The organism is Aquimarina sp. AD1 (assembly GCF_003443695.1).
In the GTDB taxonomy this organism is placed as follows: domain Bacteria; phylum Bacteroidota; class Bacteroidia; order Flavobacteriales; family Flavobacteriaceae; genus Aquimarina; species Aquimarina latercula.
Genome location: NZ_CP031966.1, coordinates 3536464 through 3560360, shown reverse-complemented (window position 1 = coordinate 3560360; position 23897 = coordinate 3536464). Strand labels below are relative to the sequence as shown.

The 23897-nt window shown below is 32.7% G+C and carries 19 protein-coding genes; 9 read left to right on the top strand and 10 right to left on the bottom strand.

Translation table 11 applies throughout. The features are described from left to right. Positions 1-17: 17 nt before the first annotated feature. On the bottom strand, positions 18-698 hold the full coding sequence (locus D1815_RS15395) for a ComF family protein (RefSeq protein ID WP_118388033.1): 681 nt from the start codon (positions 696-698) through the stop codon (positions 18-20). A 78-nt stretch (positions 699-776) separates the two neighbouring features. Here D1815_RS15395 and D1815_RS15390 point away from each other — a divergent pair, with 78 nt between their 5' ends. After that, entirely contained in the window at positions 777-1658 is an 882-nt protein-coding gene (locus tag D1815_RS15390; RefSeq protein ID WP_035086134.1) for a hypothetical protein, read from the top strand. Between the two features lie 142 nt (positions 1659-1800). After that, the gene (locus D1815_RS15385) at positions 1801-3336 is read left to right on the top strand and encodes a glycine--tRNA ligase (protein WP_027394741.1); all 1536 of its coding nucleotides are present in this window, start codon (positions 1801-1803) and stop codon (positions 3334-3336) included. Positions 3337-3437: 101 nt separating this feature from the next. Here the strand turns inward: D1815_RS15385 and D1815_RS15380 are convergent, their stop codons facing one another. Next, on the bottom strand, positions 3438-6401 hold the full coding sequence (locus D1815_RS15380) for a proprotein convertase P-domain-containing protein (protein ID WP_118388031.1): 2964 nt from the start codon (positions 6399-6401) through the stop codon (positions 3438-3440). Positions 6402-6696: 295 nt separating this feature from the next. On the opposite strand from D1815_RS15380, the gene D1815_RS15375 reads away from it, so the two are divergent. Then, positions 6697-9687, top strand: coding sequence for a GEVED domain-containing protein (locus D1815_RS15375; RefSeq protein WP_118388029.1), 2991 nt, complete (start codon positions 6697-6699; stop codon positions 9685-9687). On the opposite strand, the gene D1815_RS15370 is transcribed toward D1815_RS15375, so the two are convergent. After that, a complete protein-coding gene (locus D1815_RS15370; protein WP_118388027.1) occupies positions 9684-10055 on the bottom strand; it encodes a hypothetical protein in 372 nt (123 codons plus the stop codon). The two genes, D1815_RS15375 and D1815_RS15370, sit on opposite strands and share 4 nt — an antisense overlap. Before the next feature lie 65 nt (positions 10056-10120). Continuing rightward, the gene (locus D1815_RS15365; protein WP_118388025.1) at positions 10121-13537 is read right to left on the bottom strand and encodes a hypothetical protein; all 3417 of its coding nucleotides are present in this window, start codon (positions 13535-13537) and stop codon (positions 10121-10123) included. Between the two features lie 160 nt (positions 13538-13697). On the opposite strand from D1815_RS15365, the gene D1815_RS15360 reads away from it, so the two are divergent. The 3 genes from D1815_RS15360 to D1815_RS15350 all read left to right on the top strand — a co-directional run bounded on the left by D1815_RS15360 (position 13698) and on the right by D1815_RS15350 (position 16006). Then, positions 13698-14126: a cytochrome c oxidase assembly factor Coa1 family protein gene (locus D1815_RS15360; RefSeq protein WP_118388023.1), complete on the top strand. Its 429-nt coding sequence runs from the start codon at positions 13698-13700 to the stop codon at positions 14124-14126. A gap of 113 nt (positions 14127-14239) precedes the next feature. Further along, positions 14240-15004, top strand: coding sequence for an exodeoxyribonuclease III (locus tag D1815_RS15355; protein WP_118388021.1), 765 nt, complete (start codon positions 14240-14242; stop codon positions 15002-15004). Positions 15005-15046: 42 nt separating this feature from the next. Then, positions 15047-16006 carry an OmpA family protein gene (locus tag D1815_RS15350; RefSeq protein WP_108804802.1) on the top strand — a complete coding sequence of 320 codons (960 nt, stop codon included), beginning with the start codon at positions 15047-15049 and terminating at the stop codon, positions 16004-16006. Positions 16007-16068: 62 nt separating this feature from the next. Here the strand turns inward: D1815_RS15350 and D1815_RS15345 are convergent, their stop codons facing one another. Continuing rightward, entirely contained in the window at positions 16069-16473 is a 405-nt protein-coding gene (locus tag D1815_RS15345) for a hypothetical protein (RefSeq protein ID WP_118388019.1), read from the bottom strand. Between the two features lie 282 nt (positions 16474-16755). Here D1815_RS15345 and D1815_RS15340 point away from each other — a divergent pair, with 282 nt between their 5' ends. Next, positions 16756-17289 (top strand): hypothetical protein, encoded by a 534-nt coding sequence (locus D1815_RS15340; protein ID WP_108804803.1) that lies wholly within the window; start codon positions 16756-16758, stop codon positions 17287-17289. A gap of 106 nt (positions 17290-17395) precedes the next feature. Continuing rightward, on the top strand, positions 17396-17692 hold the full coding sequence (locus D1815_RS15335) for a hypothetical protein (protein ID WP_211059837.1): 297 nt from the start codon (positions 17396-17398) through the stop codon (positions 17690-17692). Positions 17693-18026: 334 nt separating this feature from the next. Here the strand turns inward: D1815_RS15335 and D1815_RS15330 are convergent, their stop codons facing one another. Continuing rightward, entirely contained in the window at positions 18027-18245 is a 219-nt protein-coding gene (locus D1815_RS15330; RefSeq protein WP_027394753.1) for a hypothetical protein, read from the bottom strand. 514 nt (positions 18246-18759) lie between these two features. On the opposite strand from D1815_RS15330, the gene D1815_RS15325 reads away from it, so the two are divergent. After that, positions 18760-19791, top strand: coding sequence for an aldo/keto reductase (locus tag D1815_RS15325; RefSeq protein WP_118388017.1), 1032 nt, complete (start codon positions 18760-18762; stop codon positions 19789-19791). Between the two features lie 10 nt (positions 19792-19801). Here D1815_RS15325 and radA read toward each other — a convergent pair whose 3' ends face one another. From radA to panD, 4 genes are all read right to left on the bottom strand, one after another. Then, the gene (radA, locus tag D1815_RS15320; protein ID WP_118388015.1) at positions 19802-21169 is read right to left on the bottom strand and encodes a DNA repair protein RadA; all 1368 of its coding nucleotides are present in this window, start codon (positions 21167-21169) and stop codon (positions 19802-19804) included. Positions 21170-21290: 121 nt separating this feature from the next. Further along, positions 21291-22439 (bottom strand): alpha/beta hydrolase, encoded by a 1149-nt coding sequence (locus D1815_RS15315; RefSeq protein ID WP_118388013.1) that lies wholly within the window; start codon positions 22437-22439, stop codon positions 21291-21293. A 115-nt stretch (positions 22440-22554) separates the two neighbouring features. After that, positions 22555-23532, bottom strand: a complete 978-nt coding sequence (locus D1815_RS15310) for a lysylphosphatidylglycerol synthase transmembrane domain-containing protein (protein WP_255420140.1) — start codon at positions 23530-23532, stop codon at positions 22555-22557. A 4-nt stretch (positions 23533-23536) separates the two neighbouring features. Continuing rightward, positions 23537-23887 carry an aspartate 1-decarboxylase gene (panD, locus tag D1815_RS15305; protein WP_118388009.1) on the bottom strand — a complete coding sequence of 117 codons (351 nt, stop codon included), beginning with the start codon at positions 23885-23887 and terminating at the stop codon, positions 23537-23539. Between the last annotated feature and the right edge of the window lie 10 nt (positions 23888-23897).

The following is a 23897-nucleotide window of genomic DNA, read 5'->3' as shown; positions in this document are numbered from 1 at the left end:
TATAACAAACAAAAAATCTATGTAGTGATAGCCATAGTTGCAATACTTATTTTAATACCAGGTATTGATTTGAGAACTTGGATGCAAGCTTCTAAAGTGGCACCTGTAGTTACTATATCATCAACAATCAAAATATGTTTATTTGTTAATAAAGACTCGTTTTGTATTCCAAATGTTTCAGAAGTGTTTATCCAGCGTGTAAGACGACTATTTTTCGATTGTTTTTTATTGTAGGAATTTTTTTTCAAAACAAAATCAACGTATTCTGCGTTCAATTTTTCTGCAATCTCTTGTCCAAACTTTTCCACCTGATTGAACCCTCTTTCGCGTAATCTCTTTGGATGAAGAGGTACTGGTATTATAGTATCAATATTCTGATAAACAGAAGATTGACTTAGTTCTTGACCTAGCCAAACACCGAGTTCTTTTCCTATTTCCTCTCTACCTCTATACTTAAGATTATGAATCAAATTTTGTACTAAACTATCCTTCTCAAAGACCAATAAAGAGGTTGCATTTTCTATTTTAGCACGCCCATAAAATACTTTTTCTATCTTTTTAGCGTTAACCTTATGGAAATTACCTAAAGGAAGTTTATGTCTACAAGAAGTACATAAAATTCTTTCGTTTTTGTATAACGGGTTGTCACAGGCAGCACAATATATAGGATAAAATAAATAAGCTAAGTCGCTTAACATATTAGGTGAATTAACATTAATTATTATATTTAACTAAATTTACTATTTAACGTAACCATCAAAAATTAGAAATTTATTATGACAACTCAAAACAATAACTTGACCCTTAAGATACTAATCGGTGTTCTGGGAGCTCTTTTATTAATTCTGGGGATCTTCACGTATAAGTTTTACAACGAAGAAAAGAGAGAAAAAGCAATTTTGCAACAGGAAAAGGATTTAATTGAGAGTGAGCTTGGGGAATTAATTACAAAATATGATAATGCTATTGCTCTAAATGAAGTAATGGATGATCATTTATTAAAAGAAAAACAGCGTGTTGTTGTTTTGCTAGATAGTTTAAAAGACTATGATGCTAACGTAGCTTTGATCGCAAGATATAGAAGAGAAGTTAGTAAGTTGAAAAAAGAACGAGAAAGGTTATTTAAACTAGCGGATAGTTTAACAACTGCAAATGCGCAGTTAGCTACCGATTTAGATAGTACTTCTACAGCATTGACAGAAAGAATTGTTTTTTCCGATTCTTTAGCAACACAGAATAGTAAATTAGCTGAAATAGTAGAAAGAGGTTCTGCTCTTCAGGCTTCAGGAATTAAAGCCGAAGGAGTTAGAGTTCGTAATAGTGGAAAAATCACTACTACTTCTAGATCTAGTAGAGCAGAGAAGGTAAGAGTTTGTTTTACACTTTCACCAAATAAGTTAACCGAAAAAGGAGATAAAGAATTATTTGTTCAGGTAATCAATCCAGAAAATAATCTAATTGGAGATAAAATTTCTGTAAATTTTGACGATGCTGTATTAACATATAGTGGTCGTAATAAGGTATTTTATGAGAATGACGCCTTAGATGTGTGTGTTTTAGTAGATACTGCAGAAGGTGAATTGATGAAAGGTAATTATGTAGTAAATTTATTCTCTGGACCTAGAATGATATCTAATACACAGTTTGAATTGAAATAAGATAGTTAAATATATAAAAAATGAACCACCATGTTATTATTGATATGGTGGTTTTTTTATGTTTTTGTCAGAAATTACTTTATACGGTCATTAATTAAATAAATTCGTTTCCAATTCTTGTAAATTCGGTTATTTTTGCGCAATGGCAAATCAAGAAGATAAATTTAAAAAAGTTATAGCCCACGCTAAGGAGTATGGGTATATTTTTGGTTCTAGTGAGATCTATGATGGATTAAGTGCGGTATATGATTACGGGCAAAATGGAGCAGAACTTAAAAAGAATATTAGAGAATATTGGTGGAAAAGTATGGTGTATATGCATCAGAATATTGTAGGTTTAGATGCAGCCATATTTATGCACCCTACAACATGGAAAGCTTCGGGGCACGTAGATGCATTCAATGATCCATTAATAGATAATAAAGATTCTAAAAAAAGATATAGAGCAGATGTGTTGTTGGAAGATTATGCAGAAAAACAATATCAAAAGGCTCAAAAAGAGATAAACAAAGCTAAAAAGCGATTTGGAGATTCTTTTGACGAGGAGCAATATGTTACAACGAATCCTAGAGTTGTAAAATATCTTTCGGAACAACAAAGAGTGTTGAAACGTATGGCGAAGTCTTTAGAAAACGAAGATTTAGCTGATGTAAAAGCATTGATAGAAGAGTTAGGTATTGCAGATCCCGAAACAGGATCTAAGAATTGGACAGATGTTAGACAGTTTAATTTAATGTTTGGGACAAAACTAGGAGCATCTGCAGAATCTGCTACAGATTTATTTTTAAGACCTGAAACTGCTCAAGGTATTTTTGTGAATTTTTTGAATGTTCAGAAAACTGGTAGAATGAAGATTCCTTTTGGAATCGCACAAACAGGTAAAGCATTTAGAAACGAAATAGTAGCACGACAGTTTATCTTTAGAATGCGTGAGTTTGAACAAATGGAAATGCAGTTTTTTGTTCGCCCAGGAGAAGAAATGAAATGGTATGAGTACTGGAAAGAAACACGTTTAAACTGGCACTTATCATTAGGATTAGGAAAAGAAAATTATCGTTTCCATGATCATGATAAATTAGCGCATTATGCAAATGCGGCAGCTGATATAGAATTTAATTTTCCATTTGGGTTTAAAGAATTAGAAGGGATTCATTCTAGAACTGATTTTGATCTAAAAGCACATGAGGAATTTTCTGGTAAAAAATTACAGTTTTTTGATCCTGAATTAAAAGAAAGTTATGTGCCATACGTGGTAGAGACTTCTGTAGGATTAGATAGAATGTTCTTGGCTGTTTTTTCTACCGCTTTACAAGATGAACAACTAGAAGATGGATCTAGTAGAGTAGTATTAAAACTACCTGCTGTTGTTGCACCTGTAAAGGCTGCAATTTTACCACTAGTTAAAAAAGATGGTTTACCAGAGGTTGCAGAGCAAATTGTAAAAGATCTTAAATGGAAATTCAATGTTGCTTACGATGAGAAAGACGCAATAGGACGCCGTTATAGAAGGCAAGATGCTGCAGGAACTCCAATATGTATTACTATAGATCACGATACTTTAAATGATCAGACAGTAACTATAAGAGATAGAGATACTATGGAGCAGAAACGTGTTCCGATTTCAGAACTTAAATCTATTATTTCTGAAAAAGTTGATGCAGAAAATTGGTTGAAATAAGAGTTTAACATAAGACATTTCAATACTGGAATTAAATAAATAAAAAGAGGTCTAAAAATTCAATTTTTAGACCTCTTTTTTGGGTTATAATGTAACTACAATTATCTAACTATAAATCTTTTTATTTTAGATTTGTTTTGCTTGTCTTTAATTCTTACCAAATATATACCAGCAGAAGCATAAGACATATCAAGGTCATATACATAACCAATGTTGTTTGTTTTATTTAGTCTATAATTTAATAGCCTTTGACCATTTAGGTTAAAAATATCCATTTCTAATTGATCTGTAACAGCGTCAGAATCAAATCGTATTTCGAATTGATTATTTTCTCTATAAATAATTTTTAAGTCGGTATTTGGATCTAGGTTTTCGTTAATACCAAGTGTAATATCTTCAACTTCACAGAATTCAATAGCCCAATCTAACAATTGTCCACCATCCTGATTTGCTCCATCCGCTATGGTAAGTGTCCAAGTTCCTGCAGAAGATAATCCGTTAAAATCGGCAAGATTTCCTTCTGGCTGAAAGGTTCCTGTAAAAGGTCCCGTTCCTCCTGTAATTGGATTTCCTGCTTGGTCATCAAACATAGTATTTGTGTAATTATCACTATTACCTCCGTTAACACTTGTTAATTCAACTATAGTTGTGTTATCTGGCGCTGTTAATGTAATAGTAAGATCTTCATTCCAAGTGTGTTCTATATTAAGAGATACATTTATGTCAGAAATTATAACACTCTCTGTTATTTCTATTTCAGAAGTTATCGTTGGAGTACCACTTTCACTTATCGCAACAGGTGTTGTATTGTTTTCCGAGTTACAAGTGAAATTTTCTACAGTGGCAGTAAAACTATCATTACTAGTATTAGTGTCATTCGATAGCACTGTAGTAGCAACTATTTCATAAGACCCTGATTGTGATAGATCTGCAGTTTCTGTAAAAGTATAATCTATTGTGCTATCCGCTGCAAGTGGTCCTGCTACTGTTTCCGTAACCACAGTTCCGCCGTTAATAACATAGGATACATCAAAGTTTGATTGTTCTTGAGTACCGAAATTCTCTATAGTTATTGTTATTGCTTCTGTTCCCAATCCATCACTGGATATAGGTGCTGGTATGGCGATAATTCCTATATCGTTTTGAGCTAAATGATTAACTACAATAGAAGTTTGATCATTTGTGTCTAATTCATCGTTTGTTAAATTCGTAGATGCTGTGATTGTGTAAGTCTGACCTTCAGTAGATAAATCTGCTGTTTGCGTAAATGTATAAGTAGCTATACTGGAGGATTCGATAGTGCCAGTAAATGTTTCAGTTATTATAGCACCACTATCCACCTGATAAGTTACATCGAAATTAGAAATTGGAGCACTTCCGAAATTACGAATTTCAATAGTGATATCTTCTGCGTTAGTGAAGCTTCCCTCCTGAGGTATATCAATTGATACTACGCCAACATCATTTGTGTTGCTAGGAGCAATCTGAAAAACACCTGCAACATTAGCTCTATTACCTGTGGTATTTACATATTCAGTTACAAACCAGAATTTTTCTCCATTGGATGGATCTAGATCAATTTTACTGTAATCCCCATATCTTTCGGAACCAGGTATGTTTCCACCACCAGCTGCAATTAATGTTTCATCTATGGTCATTGTCCCTAAGGGATCATCTGCAAACCTTCCAGTATAATAGGAGCTTACAAAGGTATCGGTAGTACCACCCATACCAGTGTATCCCATTCCTATATTTCCGTTGTCATCCATAATTAAACTAGCGTTCCAAGCATTTTTCCCATCAGGTGAAGTATAGGTGCCTTCTTGATAGATAGTCCACGGTTGACCATCACCAGATTGCCTTAATTCGAACCAACGTACTCCAGCAATTTCTCCAGCTCCACCATCTGTATCTACAACAAAATTGAATAAGGCCGAGTTATGAGTAGGAAATTTTCGAAACTGTGCTTGATTCATGATTGTATTTTGTAAAGCATCGATATCTTGTCCACCTGGCTGAGTAAGATTTGCAAAGGAGCCTCCATCAAAAGCTCCAATGAAAGGCGTAGTAGTTAATTCCGTGGGTTGAGAAATAGTAGAATTGGCAGGAGTTGTAAAATCTACATTAATTGTCCATATTTTGATATGATCTTCTGTAATTCCATTAAAAGCATCATCCTGCATATATACGATTGGTGCGTTTCCTGTTGCAGGTAAGTTATCATCACTAATATTAAAAGCTTGAGGAGCGTAAAAACCATCAGTAGCTATTCCTGGTAAAGGAAAACCAATAATCTGTGCGCTGGTTGCTCCCGCTAACATAGCATCTCTTTCTAGAGCAAAAACTGAATTTTGAGTATCTGCAGAACCGGAGTTTACGTTGGCAGTCATATAATAACCATCTGACCATACAGATACTTTTTGGTAATCGTCAATACCTGCGAATGAATATACAGACCAAGCGTCATTAATAGGATCTGGTCCTTGAGATACAGCGACTTCTACTGATCCATCAAAAAATAATATAGACATAACCCATCGATCAGCTGCGTTGTCATAGGATATAGTAAGGTCACAACAAACATTAGCTGCTGTAAAAATATTATTAGAAGATAAGTTACCTGTAAGTGGATTACCATCTTTATCAAAAATTCGATAACCAGTATTAAATACAGCAAGTACATGATTAGGTCCAACTGCTAGAGATGGGTCTGTAGGTTGACTATTTTGTTCTGTGGTATCAAAAACAATCTCAGGATCAAATCCAGGAACACGGGTTGTGTTGGATTTTTGTGCTTTAGCTAAGATGTCATCTCCTGTAGATCCTTTACCGATAATGATTTTACCTTTAGAAGATCTGTTATCCTTGGAATATCTACCATCTCTAATCTCTTCATTTGAGTCTTTAGCTGGGATAAGTGTTTTTTTTGATCCAATAGGGGACACCACTCTCATAGAGGTGGATTTTGAATAAAAGTTAGGTTTTGCACTAGGTTTTGTTTGTGCAAAAGTCCCAAAACTAAAAAGTACGAGTAATGGGATTAATAAGAGTGAATTTTTAAACATGATTTATATTTCGTTTGATTTGTTATATAATAAACACGTATGTTGTTAAAATCCCTACCCTAGTTTTGGTTTTCATTGAAAAAATATTCTCATTCTATAATGTTTGATTATAATTATTAGGAATATGATTATTACGAGTTTTTTACATTGATAATTATAGGGTGTGGTGAAAATATTTGCACTAATGTATTCGTTAAATAAAATAGAGGCTTTATATTATTAATATCAAATATTGCAGTATTAGTTGTATTTTGACTTAAAAATTAGGATATTCCGTCATTCAAATCTTGTTATTATGCTATTGAAAAGGATCATTTTCTTTTCTTTTTTCTTTTTTTGTATAGTTGGTTTTTCTCAAAATAAAAAGACCGCTAAGGCAACTTTGGTTACTTCTTCTAATTATATGAAAGAAGTAGAGCCTTTGATTGGTAAAAAACTAATTCCTGAGATACCAAGAGAAGGAGAAGTAAATCCTAAGAGAACGGATGCGAATAAAATTGTACCCGGTAAAGGACTTCCAAAAGGACAAGACGCGCTAATAGTAAACCAAAAAAGTGCAAGTAATACTAGAAGTAATAGATCACCTTCATTGGTTTTTGAAACCAATTCTAGTACAACTTCACCATCAGATCCTACGGGAGCAATCGGTCCTAATCATTATATAAGTGCTAAAAATTCTGCTTTTGCTATTCATGATAGAAATGGAAATGTATTAGTACCTTCTACTTCTTTAGCAAATATTTTTCCAGGAGAATCACTGGGAGATCCAATAGTATTTTATGATAATTTTGCCGATCGATTCGTTATTACTCAGTTTAGTGATACACCTAATGGTTTTTTGGTTGCTGTATGTAGAGGGTCAGATCCAGTAAATGATGGTTGGTATACCTATCGTTTTAATACCGGTAGCTTTCCTGATTACACGAAATTTTCAATTTGGTCTGATGGATATTATATAACTGCTAATAAAGATCAAGGTCAGCAAATGACAAGTGAAGTAGTATATGTTATAGATAGAGAACAAATGCTTGCTGGAGTTGATACGGCACAAATGGTTGGATTTCCTCTTCCAGGAGCAAGAATAGGTGGTTTTTATAGTCCGGCGTCATTCAATGCCATAGGAAGCACACTTCCTCCAGTTGGAGATGCTAGAATTATTTATTTTCAGGATGATGATTGGCAAGGAGTAAATGAAGATGCATTAAAGTTATGGACTATTAATGTGGATTGGATTAATCCACAACAATCTACAATCTCAGAGGCCGAAGAGTTAACAGTAAGTAATGGTAATATCACTTCTTTTGATTCTACATTTGATGGAGGTTCCTTTGCAAATCTTCCACAACCAGGATCAGATGGTCAAAATATTGATGTATTACAGGGAACTGTAATGTTTGCTACTAATTACAGAAGATTTTGTGATTATAATTCAGTAGTATTAAATTTTCCAGTAGATATTGATAGTCGTCAGGATTCAGATAATATAGCTGCGATCAGATGGTATGAACTTCGCCAGAGTGGTGATAATCAACCATGGTCTGTTTTTCAAGAAGGAACCTATACTTCACCTGATGGGAAAAGTGCTTGGTGTGCGAGTATGGCGATGGATATTTTTGGAAATATTGGAATGGGATATACTACTATGGGGACCATAGATAATGGAGCAAGCCAAAATAGTTTTGCTTCTATCAGGTATACTGGTCGATTGGCAGATGATCCTTTGGGAACCATGACTTTTGCCGAAGAAACAATTGCCATAGGTACCGATGTTGATAGAACGACAAGAAATCGTTATGGGGATTATGCACAGATGACTGTGGATCCATTAGATGATCAAACCTTTTGGCATATTGCAGAGTATTTTGAGAATTCAGGAAATAATGCAAGAAATATTGTAGGGGTTTTTAAAATTGCAGATAATATACCAAATGATGTCGGAGTTGTTAGTATTGATGCTCCAGAAGATGCTACTTTTACAACATCTGAAGTTATTACAATTACAATTAAAAATTTTGGGACAACAGCACAAAGTAATATTCCAGTAAGTTATTCGGTTAACGGAGGAAGTACAGTGGATGAAATTTTTACAGGATCTATTGCAGCAGGACAAACTGCATCATTTACATTTAGTGCTACGGCCGATTTAACAGTAGGAAATAGTTCTTTTATTTCTGCAGAAACGAATCAAGTGGGTGATGTAACTCCAGAAAACGATTGTACAACTAAAGAGGTTTCTAATTTGTTTTTGAATGATGTAGGAGTGATAAGTTTGGTTTCTCCTGTATCAGGAGGAGGTCTTTCTTCTACAGAAACTGTTACGGTTTTAATAAGAAACTATGGAGGTTCTCCGCAATCTAATATTCCTGTTTTTTATGCACTTGATGGAGGGACTCCCGTTGATGAGGTTTTCACCGGAACTATTGCAGTAGGAGAATCGGCAGAATATACGTTTACAGTTACCGCTGATTTGTCAGAATTTTCAAATTATTCATTTGAAATTGGTACTGCTTTAACTACAGATGAGGATACTCTTAATGATGCCATTACAAGAGAAGTTGTTCATCAACTATGCTCACCAACATCAGATTGCTTGAGATTTGGAGATGGTTTGTCTTCTTTCGAGCTTTCTAATATATCAAACCAGAATATTGAATGTGGAGATGGTTATGAAGATTTTACCAGTATGGTAATTAATCTTGATAAGTCTATCGGTGTATACGCGCTTACTGTTCAAGCAGGTTTTGCAGAAGGTGATGCAGAACAATTATCGTTATGGATAGATTTTGATGATGATACGGTTTTTGAAGATGAAGAATTAGTAATTAGTAATCAAGTGATTTCTGAAGAAAATGTAAATCAGACTTTTCTTTTTTCATTAAATAATGACGCGCCATTAGGCACCCATTTATTAAGAGTTAGAGCTGGAGATACGAATACAAATAATGGATCTGATCTTAATGATCCTTGTGGTTCTATGCAGTTTGGTACAACTCATGACTATACTGTAGAAATAGGAGAAAATACAAACCCAAATTCTGATCTTATAGTGATTAGTCAGCCTAATAATCAATTTTTGATTACGATGAGTGATGTTAATGCGGATGATATCCTTAGGCTGAGTATTTTTACAATTACAGGAAAAACAATTGCTTCTAATCTAGTAGAAAAAGATGCTAATAGCAGATTTACATATTTATTGGATATGTCATATGCTAGCACGGGTATTTACTTTGTTAGATTAGGAGGTGGCAAAACTGGAAAGTCCGCCAAGTTTTCTGTAAACTAATCAGTACGCTTACTTATTTCCTGTATTGATACAGGTCTTGCTTCCTTACATCTGCTTTTCATTCTTAGATCACTATATTTAACCCATACTTTTTCTGGCATGTCGTCGGTTTTAAAGAAATCTTGAATATTAATTGGATCTAACTTATCCGCATATTTTTCTACTGTAAGAATATATGAGCAGTCTTTTGATTTATTGATAGACAATGTTCCTTTGATAAAACCTTTTTCAATCATTTCTTTAGAATCTATAATTTGAGCACTTTCTTTTCCATCTTCACCTTTTTTTCCATCTGCTCCTTGAGTTGTAACGCAGCTATACGAAAGTAATGAAATTAACACGACACAAATTTTAAGAATATTTTTCATTGTTAAGTGGTTTTAGTTTTAAGAATTACAAATTAGATTTTTTTATTTAAAAGATGAACAAAAAATTAGAAATATGCTCTAAGTTGCACGCTTCCTGTATGAATTGTACTGGTTGTTTCACTTTTTCTACCTAAATAAGATATGTTAAGATCGAGATATTTAGTTAATTTTTTTTGGGCTAACATAGACCAGGTGTAATTATCTCCCGGTTGCAAACCATTAAGTAATTGATAGCCCACCGGAGAGAAAGCATTTCCTGTAAAATCATTATTAAAATAGTTAAATTCACCAGAAATGGATATCTGTTGTTTATTTGCATATGCAAAAGAAACACCTAGTTTTTGTTGGGTCAGTACTTCTTCTCCAGAATTGTTTTCTTGATCATTTAAAAGATAAAAAATGCTAAACTGTGTTTGGGGAGATAATAAGTAGGATAATTTGGGTTCTATTTTATAACCTTCTAGAAGGTAGTTTCTATTGATAAAATTTTCTGAGATACTTTCGGTTTTAACAAGTTCATTTTTTAAATCAAAAAGCCAAGTCTTTGCCATTTTATGTGCAAATGTTAGTTGGTGACTATCTATAATATTTTCCTGAAGTCCGGTAACCTGTAAATTAGTGTTTTTAGTAGAAAGAAAAGTGTATGAAGTTGTGTAACGTTGTTTTCCTCGATTAAAGAACAAGGTATTTCTAAAACTTAGGTTTAATGCTAATTCGTTATCATTTTTTTTAAATGGGTTGAGATCAAAAGAACTGTCATCTCGAAGGTTTTTTCGATCAATGATATAAGATGTTTGATTATAAAAATGTGATAATAACTTCTTTGTTTTGTTATCTGATCCAGACCAAGAAAGAGGATTTAGAGTTATAATCTGGCTTAGTCGATTTTGGTGAGTTTTTATAAAGAGCTGGTTGGGGAGTAATACTCTTAGGTAAATGGCTTCATCTGTAAACTGAGCAATTTCAAACTCTTCTAATTCTTGTATGCCATTATTGTTGTAATCATTCCACGTATACGTTCCTTGTCCTGGATCAACTTGGACATATGTAAATTCTTGCTGAGGTAAAGTTCCGCTATTTGTTTCAAAAACCGTATTCCAATTTACTTTACCATTAAAAAATTTCTGATTGTATAATAATCTCGAGTTTAGAGACTCTTCATTTTCTCTATTTTGATCTTCATTATTTAATGTTCTATAGTTAATAAATAAAGATAATTGAGTATTTGTTGTATTTAGTAAGTTGGATTTAAGAAAATAGGTGTTAGAGGTACTTACTTTATTTAAAAGATTATTTCTAACACTATCATTAATACGATGCCTATATCCAATTTCTGTATATATTTTTGTGCTATCGCCTACTCCACTGTAGATCTCATATGATTTAAACCGTTGCGTATTTAATGTAAAAGTTTGATCACTTAGATTGATTTCTTTATTTTCCTCGATTCCTATTTTGGTTCCGATCCAATTTTTTGGAAAGCTATAGGTTAGAATATTATAGATTCTGAAGAATCTTGAATCTAAGTTCGAATTCTTACTATTTAATAAACTAGAATATAAAGAAACACCAAGTTTATTTAATTTTAGTTCTGTACTTAGTAAATGTCGATTTCCATTATAGTTTTCAGAAAAATTAAGATGCTGAAATGAGTATCGAGTAAACCCTTTTTGGGGATGAAGTAGCTCCAAACCAGATGTAAAAAACTGCTGGTCTCCTAGAGGGTTGTTTAAATTCCAATCACGGTTAAATTCTACATTATAAATTCTTTCTATACTCTTAAACTCTTTCTGGATATAATCTCCATTTGCAAACGCATTCATGGTCCAGCTACTATCTCTAGAAAAAATATTTTGCCTTAGTTGTAATCTCCCTGCTACTCCATCATTATCATTATCATCAATATCAGAAAATAGATTCAAATCATTTTTACTTCCTGAAATTTCAAATGCTACAGATGTTTTTTCGTTTGGAGTATAAGAACCTTGAACCACAGCTGTTTGAAGTTTGGTAGGAGCGACTAATTGAATTATTGGTGCATAATTACCTTGACGTATTCCATTAACAGGTGCAACGTATTCAAAAATTCTACTAATTGTGGTTACATCTCCTACAATATAATCACCTTGATTATCTCCAACCAAAGAGAACCTAACATTAAATAATTCATCCTCTGGATTACTAGAAAATACAAAAACTTCTTGACCGTTTATCATATCCCTTCTATAAAGAATTTTGTTTTCACTAAAAACATCTGGAACAGCAGATGGTGAAATCATTTGAGAAGTGTCATCACCAGCATTGGATAGCGTTTCTTTTTGTTCATCGCTTAAGTTTTGCTGTAGTGGTTGGTTTTTAGCATCATTTTCTGAGTATACAAAAGCCCCAATTTTTAGTTTGTCACTTTTGTGTTCGCCTCCACCATAAACGATGATTCTAGAGTAATTACGTTCTGTGGTCTGATATTCTATAGATATTCTCATATCTGATGTAATAGGATATGTAGGATTAAATCGAACTTCTCCGGCATTGTAATCAATAATATAATCTTTATTCTCACCTCTTTCTAAGAGTAATCCATTTACATATACACGTTCACTTCCAGAGACTATGAGAATAAATAATTCTCCATTAGGACCAGTTAATTTATAAGGTCCTTGATTACCTTCTTGGCCAGTAAATTGACTTCTGGTAAAAACACCTCGTACCAAAGCTCCAGAGGCAAATAAATCGGTCTTAGATTCGGGATGATTTAAAGTTCCATTAATGGATATACCTTGTACGTTTTTAGTGAATCTATTAAAATAACTCGTGGTGTTTTGCAGTTGCACATCACCTGCTCTTACATTCCAATTTTTGCTATATAATTCTATAAAAACTTGATCAAATTCATCTAAATTTTGTGAATATCCACTTTGCTGTACTGGTACGTTTGCGTCTTGTATTGATGCACGTAAGGATATATTATCACTTATTTTACCAGAAATCTGTAAATCTAGTTCAGAGTTTAAAACGGTATTTTGATTACTACCTACGGTAACACCTCTTGATATACTTCCGTTGGTGGTAAGTCCATCAAAAGGAGTAAACTCTTTCTTGTTATTGGCTTCCGATAAGCTATATAACTTTTGAAGATTACCATTTTCTTCAACAATAATAGATGGATCAAATTCAAAATATTTTTTGGTCAAAAAATCAGGGTAACGAAAGTATTGTATGGTAATTGAATCGTTTTGTGATTTTAGCTGTGGTGATAATATAACAGAGGCATTCTCATAATTCACTTTATATAGCGTACTATCAATAGCTACCCCTTGTTTGGAAAGTAATTTAAATTTAAAAGAATTAATACTTACAGAGTCAATACGGATAGTATCAGTAACATGTACTTTTTTACTTCTGAAATTACCAAAAGTATCTTGACCTAGTAAACTACTGGTGCTAAAGAATAATAAAAAACCTAAAACCGTAAAAATACGCATCGATACAAAACTAAAGTTTTTCACTTACAGAGACTTGCTAAGCTTCTTAAATTACTATGATTTATGCAACAACTATTGATTGGAAAGGTTTTTATAATAGCAATAACGATAAAAGTAAGATTAAGTTTTATTAGTCCGAAATAATTTAAATAAAAAATTTATGACTGATTATATAGATAAAAAAAGTTGGTGGCATAAGAATAGAAGTTGGTTTTTAGGGCTTTTAGCATTGATTAGTGGATTTGTCCTGACCTTATTGGTGCTTTTAGGGAAACCAATAGGTGATTTTACCAAAGCTATGGTAGATCCATCTGTATATGATAATGCTTTTGATATGGTACAAGATGACGAACGTGTTATTGCACTCTTGGGAGAAGTACAGCCAATTAGTGTTTTTGAGCTTCTGGAAGGGGAAGTTCGATATGCCGAAGAAGGTAAAGCGATTATAACGGTTGGGATAAAAGGATCTAAGCAAAAAGGAAAAATGGATGTCGTAGCAAATAAAAGAAATGATGGTTGGCAATACCAAACGATCAGAATACGAACTAAAAAACCAAAGAAGACTATTGAGGTGTTGGATGTCTATTAATAAGAAGTCTATTTTGTAGTTTTTAATATATGTTAGAATCTATATTTGTGTAGGTATCATTACCATAAAAAGTAATTTTAAAATATCTTAGCTAATGTTTTTTAAAATATACTATGAAAATAATATCATACAACGTAAACGGAATCCGTGCAGCGCTAAAAAAAGGATTTATAGAATGGTTGATACAAGCAGATCCGGATGTGATTTGTTTACAAGAAATCAAGGCAAATAAGGAACAATTAGATCTCGATGTTTTTGCAGATGCAGGATACAAATATAATTATTGGTATAGCGCACAGAAAAAAGGATATAGTGGTGTCGCTATTTTATCTAAAACAGAACCAGATCATATAGAGTACGGAACAGGTATCGATTATATGGATCATGAAGGTCGTAATCTTAGAGCCGATTTTAATGGTGTTTCTATTATGAGTTTATATCTACCAAGTGGAACGAATATAGAACGTGTAGACCATAAACTTAAGTTTATGGATGACTTTCAGGAATATATTAATGAGTTAAAGAAATCACATCCTAATCTAGTAATTCTAGGAGATTATAATATTTGTCATCAAGCAATTGATATTCATGATCCGGTACGTAATAAAAACGTGTCAGGGTTTTTGCCAGTAGAGAGAGAATGGATTGGTAATTTTATAGAAAGTGGATTTATAGATTCTTTTAGGCATTTTAATACCGAACCTCATAATTATTCGTGGTGGAGTTATAGAGCGAATGCTAGAGCTAATAATAAGGGTTGGCGTTTAGATTATGGTATGGTCGCGCAATCATTGCAAGATAAATTAGAAAGAGCCGTTATTTTATCAGAAGCAAAGCATAGCGATCATTGTCCGATTATGGTAGAATTGAATATGTAATAGGTGTACTTTGCCTTAGTAGACATTAATAAAATAAGAATTATGATAAAAAGAATTGCGATACTAATATGTATAGGAACATTTGCTACTTCGTGTGTTTCTTCTAAAGTACATAAGGAATTAGAAGGTAAATATGCTCGATTAAAAAGAGATAATAGAAAGTTGCAGGATACTTATAAAGCTTTACAAAAAACTAGTGATGCGGATAAATTGGCATTGGATCGGCTCAATAAGGAGTATGAAAAGACAAGGGTAGAAAGAGATGAATTACGAACTAAATATGATGCGCTTTCTACGAATTATGAAAATCTAAAAAACTCCTATGATGCATTAGGAAAAAATAGTGCAGAAGCTCTAAATGCAAATAATAAGAGAAATAGAGAATTATTAGCGCAACTAGAAGAAAAAGAAAAAACCTTAGCTGCAGAACGAAATCGATTAGAAAAACTGCAGAGAGATTTAGAGAGTCGTTCTAAAAGAGTAGATGAATTAGAAGGATTGATTGCAGCAAAGGATGCTAAAATGCAAGCTCTAAAAAGTGCTATTTCTAAAGCTTTACGAAATTTTGAAGGAAAGGGATTAACGGTCGAAGAACGAAATGGTAAAGTGTATATCTCTATGGAAAATAAACTGTTATTTGCTTCAGGTAGTTGGGCGGTAGGAACGCAGGGAAGACAGGCGGTAAAACAATTAGGATCTGTTTTAGGAGAAAATAATGATATCGCTGTGCTTATAGAAGGTCATACGGATAATGTACCATATACGGGTAATGGCCAGTTAAAAGGAAACTGGGATTTATCTACCAAGAGAGCAACGGCTATTGTAAACCTTTTATTAGAGAATCCACAAATAGATGCACAGAATCTCACCGCTGCAGGAAGAGGAGAGTTCTCGCCAGTAGCATCTAATGAAACATCAACAGGTAAGGCAAAGAACAGAAGGATAGAAGTAATCTTAACTCCTAAGTTAGATGAAATATCTAAATTGTTAAACGATATATAATAGTAAATAGAACGTATAAAAAAAGCGCTCATTTGAGCGCTTTTTTAATTTTTTAAATACCATTAGAATAAGCTATCTAGTAACTCTTCTACATTTTTGTCCTGATTTTCAGCAAGTGACTCTTTTAACTGTAAAAGCTTCAATTGAAATTTTTCTAGGGTTCTGTGAGCATTCATTTGTCTTAATGGAATTTCCTTTCCTGTTGACGATAACAGAAAATATTCATAATGCTTTATATTTTCTGGTTTTGTCTTATCACGTCTTTGTTCCAGAGTAACTGTTCCTTTACTAGTAGTTATAGAAATTGCACTTCCTTTAGCAACAACTTTATCTGTTTGTTTTCCAAGTTCAGTTGCTACATGATAAATATCGGGGAAAACTTCAGTTCCAAGTTGTTCCCAAGTTTTTTGCGCTTGAGTAGTTAATCCTGCGCCTACCATAAGTAAAAGTAGAAATAATTTTTTCATAATATTTGGGTGTTATAATAATTTAGTATCAAAACTACGTATTTGATTTCACGTATTCCAAAACGGAATAAATATAAATTTAGTATTAAAGTTATCTTAAAAACTGCTTTAAAATAACTATTTTAATTTGAAGTTTCCAAAAAGTATGCCACGAATTTAGGAAACAAAAATAAAATCCTTAATTATGCATATAGTAAAATTCTTAAAAATAAAGGAGATAGATAACAAAAGAACATTCTCAGACGTTTATAATACCCAAATTAATTTAAAACCATACAGCAAATGAAGAGGTTATCCATTTTTATAATAGTAGTGTTATCTGTGATTAAAGGTGTGAGTCAGGAAAGCGAAGAAGAATACTACGAGGAAGAAGAAACGCAAAGTGATGAGTACTCAGAAGATGGTGAAGAGGAGGAAGAAGACCAAGGCACTTATTTTGATTTTTACAAATATTTTGATTTCACCAATGATCAGTATTCCAATGTTTTGGATAAAGTGAGTGATATGGATTCTGAAGAAGAGAATTTATTATATGAATTTGTGGTAGCGGTTAATCAAGATAAAGTACTAAAAGGTCGTTTATTTGGCGAATTGGTTACGAAGCCTAAAAAAAAGAGTCATTATAAAGGTAAAGACAGTCCTGGTTTTATTTGTGTTTTACGTGGTCTTATAGAAAATAAAACCGTGTATGATGCAATAATTAATGATGGCCGAGCCTCTGAGAATCAGGCAAGAAATGCAGCGGCACTTTCCGAAAGAACGGTTCGCAGAAAATGCGGTGTAACCAAAAAAGTAAATGAAGTAGAAGAGCAATAAGGATTATTAAAAAACACCTATCTTTGTGATGTACTTAGGTACATGTTCTTTGTAAAGCCATACTCCATAGTTTTTGAATTAAATATTAATTTTTAAAACTATGATTATGAATTGGAAAATTCAAAAGCTATTGAATGGAGAGACGATTGTCTCCAAAGAACCAGGTAATTCTATGTTACCAATCTTACGATCAAAACAACCCGTTGTATTGGAACCCGTAAACTGGGAAGATTGCGAAGCGGGAGACATTGTTTTCTGTAAAGTAAGAGGAAATTGTTTTACACATTTAGTCAAAGGCAAAAATGTAAAACGAGGATTATTGATCGGTAACAATCGAGGTCGCATCAACGGATGGACCAAAAATGTATATGGTAAAGTAATAGAGATATTACCGATATCATAAGAGCAGCGCGGTAAGCGCTTTTTTTGTTTGTAAAAACAACCTCTATAAAATATCCTAAAAGTCATTTTCAATTAAAATTAGAGTTTGATTGTTTTCTAAAATCGATTTTAGAAATACTAGCTTCTTTTCACTACGACATATATTACTGCATAATAAAACTGACTATTTCCCTAATTAAAAGCCTTGCTTCCCTCATTATTGCTTTTATCAATCACAGAAAGACAATACTTTTATATCAATCTAAAGAATAATAAGTGTTGGATGTGTGAGGAATTAATTTTTAGGTTGGTTAGTTGTGAAACGGATGTAGTAATGGGGTAACTGCATCCGTTTTTTATTTTGCTAAGAGATGTTCTTTGCGTATTTCGCGAATAAGTTTCTGGTAAGAATTACGATTAATTACAATTCTGTTTTGTTGTATTTCCATTAAGGGGTTATAACGTTGTAATACTTTTTGAACTATTTTTGTGGTAAAGAGTGTTTTAGCGGCAATTCTGTGGACTGCAAACTGTTTGTTTTCTTCACTAAGATCCTTATAATGAGTGTTTAACATGAATTTGTATTAATGATTATGCATGAGTTGTGTTAAAATGTATATAAAAATATACAAAACGCAATTAAATATATATAAAAATATATGATTTTTTAAGCTAAGAATGATTTTATATAAAAAAAAGAGCTCCTATTATAGAAGCTCTTTTTCCGGTTAAAAAAGTATAGGGTGACAAAAATGGACCCTTATTTTGAGGTTGTCAATAAACCTCCTTTTGGTTGGTGTAAATTTGTAGTTGTTTTGTTCATCATCTCAAGAATTTACTGCTTTCTTGGATATATAATCTACTGGAATAATTATACCACAAAACAAAATTTAGCATAAGTATTTAATAATCAATATGTTGATTATTTACAAAGTGTTTTTTGACTTATAATTATGTAGATGTTTTAAATCACTACTGTGGATAATGTTCTCGCATTACAGTTTTATTAAGATAATTTTTTGAATAACTAAAAAGAGAGTTTTTATTTTTGAGTCTTTATGTATCTAGAAAATTAGCCACAATTAGAGAATGAAGTATACAACGTTACCAAATACAGATATTAAAGTTAGTAAAATATGTTTAGGCTCTATGACTTGGGGCGAGCAAAACACCGAGTTAGAAGGTCATCAGCAAATAGACTACGCAATTAATCAAGGAGTAAATTTTATAGATACTGCTGAGCTTTATTCTGTACCTGCCAAAAAAGAAACTCAAGGAAGTACTGAACGAATAATTGGTAGTTGGTTAAAAAAATCAGGAAAAAGGGATAAGGTAGTAATAGCTTCAAAAATTGTTGGTCCTGCGGATTTTTCTAAACATATTAGGAATAAAGGTTTTACTAAAGAAGAAATTAGAGATGCAGTTCATAAGAGTTTAGGAAGATTACAAACTGATTATATTGATTTGTACCAGTTGCATTGGCCAGAAAGACATACTAATTATTTTGGGCAACTCGGATATACACATGATGAAGAAGATGCTTGGAAAGATAATTTTGCTACAATTTTAGAGAGCCTTAATGATTTTATAACAGAAGGTAAGATAAGAAATATTGGTGTTTCTAATGAGACTGCGTATGGTATGATGCGTTATACCGAAGAAGCTAGAAAAGGAGCATCTAAAATGATTACAATACAAAATCCATATAACTTATTAAATAGAAAAGATGAAATAGGACTTGTAGAAGTTTTACATCGCGAAAATGTAGGACATCTACCGTATTCTCCACTAGGATTCGGGATGCTTACAGGTAAATATCTAGAGGAAATACCTAAAAACTCTAGAGTAGACCTTTTTCCTAACTATAATCGATATATGAATGAGAATAGTTATAAGGCAACTAGATTGTATAATGAGATTGCTAAAAAACATAATATTAGTCTGACACAATTATCACTAGCATTTGTGAATCAGCAACCTTTTGTAACTAGTAATATTATTGGTGCAACTTCTATCGAGCAACTAACCGAAAATATTAATAGCATCGATGTGATTTTATCAAACGAAATAATCAGTGAAATTAATGAAGTTCACGCGCAAATACCCAATCCAGCTCCTTAGTGGTTGGATTTTAACCAAATAAATACTCAACTACATCTTCAATTTTGGCAACAAGTTGAATGTTGATTGCGGTATTTTGATTAGAAATTTTATTGTATTTAGAAACGAAAATGGTCGCAAAACCTAATTTCTCCGCTTCCTGAATTCTTTGTTCTACTTTATTTATAGGTCTAATTTCTCCTGCTAACCCTACCTCTGCTGCAAAGCAAAAATCTTTAGCTATCGGAATATCTTCATTAGAAGATAATATGGCTGCAACTACAGCTAAATCAATTGCTGGATCATCTACAGAAATACCACCAGTTATATTTAAGAATACATCCTTGGCTCCTAATCTAAATCCTGCACGCTTTTCTAATACTGCAAGTATCATGTTTAAACGTTTCAGATTATAACCTGTAGCACTTCTTTGCGGTGTTCCATAAACTGCTGTGCTAACTAGTGCTTGTATTTCTATCATTAATGGTCTCATGCCTTCGACTGTAGCGGCGATTGCAGTTCCGCTTAGCTCTTCTTCTTTTTTAGAGATCAGAATTTCACTAGGATTGGAAACTTCTCTTAACCCACTTCCTAGCATTTCATAAATTCCTAATTCGGATGTAGATCCAAAACGGTTTTTTAGAGCTCTTAAAATTCTGTACACGTGATTTCGATCCCCTTCAAACTGAAGTACAGTATCTACCATATGTTCGAGAATTTTAGGTCCTGCAATATTTCCGTCTTTTGTGATGTGACCAATTAGGATAACAGGAGTAGCAGTTTCTTTAGCAAACTTTATTAGTTCTGTGGTACATTCTCTAATTTGTGAAATACTCCCAGCACTGCTTTCTATATAGTCGCTATGTAGTGTTTGGATTGAATCTATAATTACGATATCCGGTTCAGTAGCTTCAATCTGTCTAAAGATATTCTGAGTTTTAGTTTCAGTAAGAATTAAACAATTATCTGTTTTAGATTGAATCCGTTCTGCACGCATCTTAATTTGTTTCTGACTTTCTTCTCCCGAAACATATAAAGTTTTATATGGTAGTTTTAAACTAATCTGTAATAATAATGTGCTTTTTCCTATACCAGGCTCTCCTCCCAATAAAGTAAGTGAACCAGGTACAATCCCGCCACCAAGAACCCTATTCAGCTCTAAGTCATCAGTATTATATCTTGCTTCATGACTAGTATCAATTTCTGAAATTTTTAATGGTTTAGAAATTCTATTTTCTTTGGAAGATGTGTTAGGGTCTTTCCAGTCATTTTTTGAAGCTTTCTGCACTACTTCCTCTGCGATGGTATTCCATTCTTTACATGATGTGCATTGCCCTTGCCATTTGGCATATTGAGCACCACAATTTTGACAGAAAAAAACAGTTTTAGTTTTTGCCATAGCTTATTAATTGGAGTAAAAATACTATTATTTAAATTGGTTTTCTAACGATGTAGAAAACAAAAAGATCCTAGTTTAAGGATCTTTTCTAAGATATTTTTAAAAAAAGAAGGTATCTTAATTAGTAACCAAAATCTTCTTTAATTTTATTCACTTTTTCCAGCATATAGTCTTTAGTAAGAAAAGCTATTTCATTTAATAAGAATCCATTCTCGTATGCTCTCATTGCTTTTTTAGGTTCTCCAAGTTGTTCGTATCCTAAACCAAGATAATAGTATCCTAGCATAGTTTCTGGATGTTCTTTGATAGCTAATTTTCCTAAAGGTTCTAACTCCTCCCATAATTCCTTTTTTTCTATCGCGGTAGAAATAGCGATAAAATCATTTACTCTTATCTGTCGTTTAAACCCGTATAATTTTTCTGTAGTATCGTATATATCTACTAGATAATCATAGAGCGATGTTTCTAAAGTAAGAATGTCTTCTTTATAAGTTTTCTTACTAATCGGGCGGTACATTTCGAAAATTGTTTCTAATGCCTTTGGAATAGCACTACCTACTAGAGTATAATGAGAGGATTCGTTAAAGTTATCAAAGAAATAATTAACTTCTGGATTTTCAATAGTAGCTAATTTCTCGTCTACAGCTATCAGGTTTTTCTTAATATTATCGGCATCATTTGTAGCTGTGGCTAGGTAGTACCATACATCTGATTTTGCATTGCTAAGTACATTAAAAATTCGCTCTTCCATTGGAGGGGTTAATTCTGGACTTAGATTTATATATGCTTGAAAAATCGGGTTATCTTTAAATAAGAAGTAATTAATAAAATTAGAAGTATAATCGTGACCAACGATCATTTTAAGTTGAGCTGTTCTATATGTCTCGTCAATATATGGTAATAATTCTTGGCCAATAAACTCAAAAAACGCAGCTCCTTTTCCTTCAGGTAGGTAGCTAGCTAAGTCATATCTGCAATCATCCTCTCTTGTTTTTCTTTGTAAAACTCCTACTACGATTGATTCTGGCATGTCTTCCCAATAGGAAAAATAATCAACATTACCTGCTACGGGTTCAAATAAATGATCTCCATCTAAAACAATGATAACAGGATATATTTTATCCTCATTTTTCTCATAATTTCGAGGTAGTTGGATTTTTAAATCGCGGTTTTGATCTAACTTTATAGATCTAAATGTTTCGTATTTTACCTGGCCAAACGATATGGAGGTAAAGAAGGATATAAGAATTAAAAATATACTTTTCTTCATAAGTAGTAAGATTAAGGTTAAGCGAGTGACAATATATAAATTATTTTAAACCTTTAAAATTTGATAACAATAAACAATTAATACATTGTTTATAAAGGATTTAATATTTTTCTTTTTATGTTGTTTTTCCTCTGTTTAAAAGGGGGAGGAATAAAAACGATAACGCTCCAACAATAATATTTATTGCTGTTTGCGAGCCCCAAAGAATCCATCCAAAAGCTTCTCCATCACTTTTTTCGAAGCTAAAAAAAACGAAAACAGCACCAACTACAATTGGAAATGGTAAAATACCAATCCCGCCATTAGTAGTAGACATCGAAAAAGAACCAACTACAAATGCTACTAGAATTACTCCTAAGGAAGCACTGTGTAAATTAGGGACAGCAAATTTTACTACATAAAACATTAATATATATAGGAACCATATTAATAGTGTATGAAATAGAAAAGCCCATTTTTGTTTCATTTTGAATATACTTTTCATTCCGTCTAATAAACCCATACCAAAATCTCTAATTTTAACTATCCACTTATTAGATGATTTATGAAGGATCTTAAGTCCTAAAATTCCTAAAAGAATTAATCCTAATATGATTCCTAGAGTAAGTAAAGGATTAATATTTTTCTCTTCTAGAAAATTAAGTAAATACTCAGTTTGCAAAATACCAGCTCCAGTGGTTACAATAATTAGCATGATAAGGTCTATTATTCTTTCGGAGACGATGGTTCCAAATGCTTTTTCGAAAGGAATTTTTTCATAAGTTGATACAGTAAAACCTCGTAGTACTTCTCCTGATCTAGGTACGCCTAAGTTCGCTAAGTACCCAGCCATTATTGCCATAAAACTATTGTACAGTTTTGGGTTGTACCCTAATGGATTTAATAGAAACTTCCAACGATACGCTCTGGAAATATGGGAAATAATACCAAGTCCGAGAGATAATAATACCCAAATTGGATCAGCATTCTTTATGTTTTCCAATAATTCTTTTCTGTACTCTGGTGTTGCAGAGCTTAGAAAATACCATATTAAAAAAACTCCCAACATAAATGGGAGTATTATTTTTAAGATTTTTATAAATTTAGGGTTCACTCTTTTACTTTAGTAAATTATTTTCCTCATTAGGAAATAAAAGAGATGGTTTAAATTTTTTAGCTTCTTCGATATCCATCATTGCATAAGTAATAAGGATTAATATATCTCCTTTAGCTACTTTTCTGGCAGCAGCTCCGTTAAGTGTTATTTCTCCACTGTTTCTGGGTCCTGGAATTGCATAGGTTTCTAGTCGTTCGCCATTGTTATTATTGACGATCTGGACTTTTTCACCTTCTACTATATTAGCAGCATCCATTAAATCTTCATCAATGGTTATGCTTCCTATATAATTTAGGTCTGCGCCAGTTACCTTGACGCGGTGAATTTTTGATTTTACAACGTGTACAAACATGTTACAAATT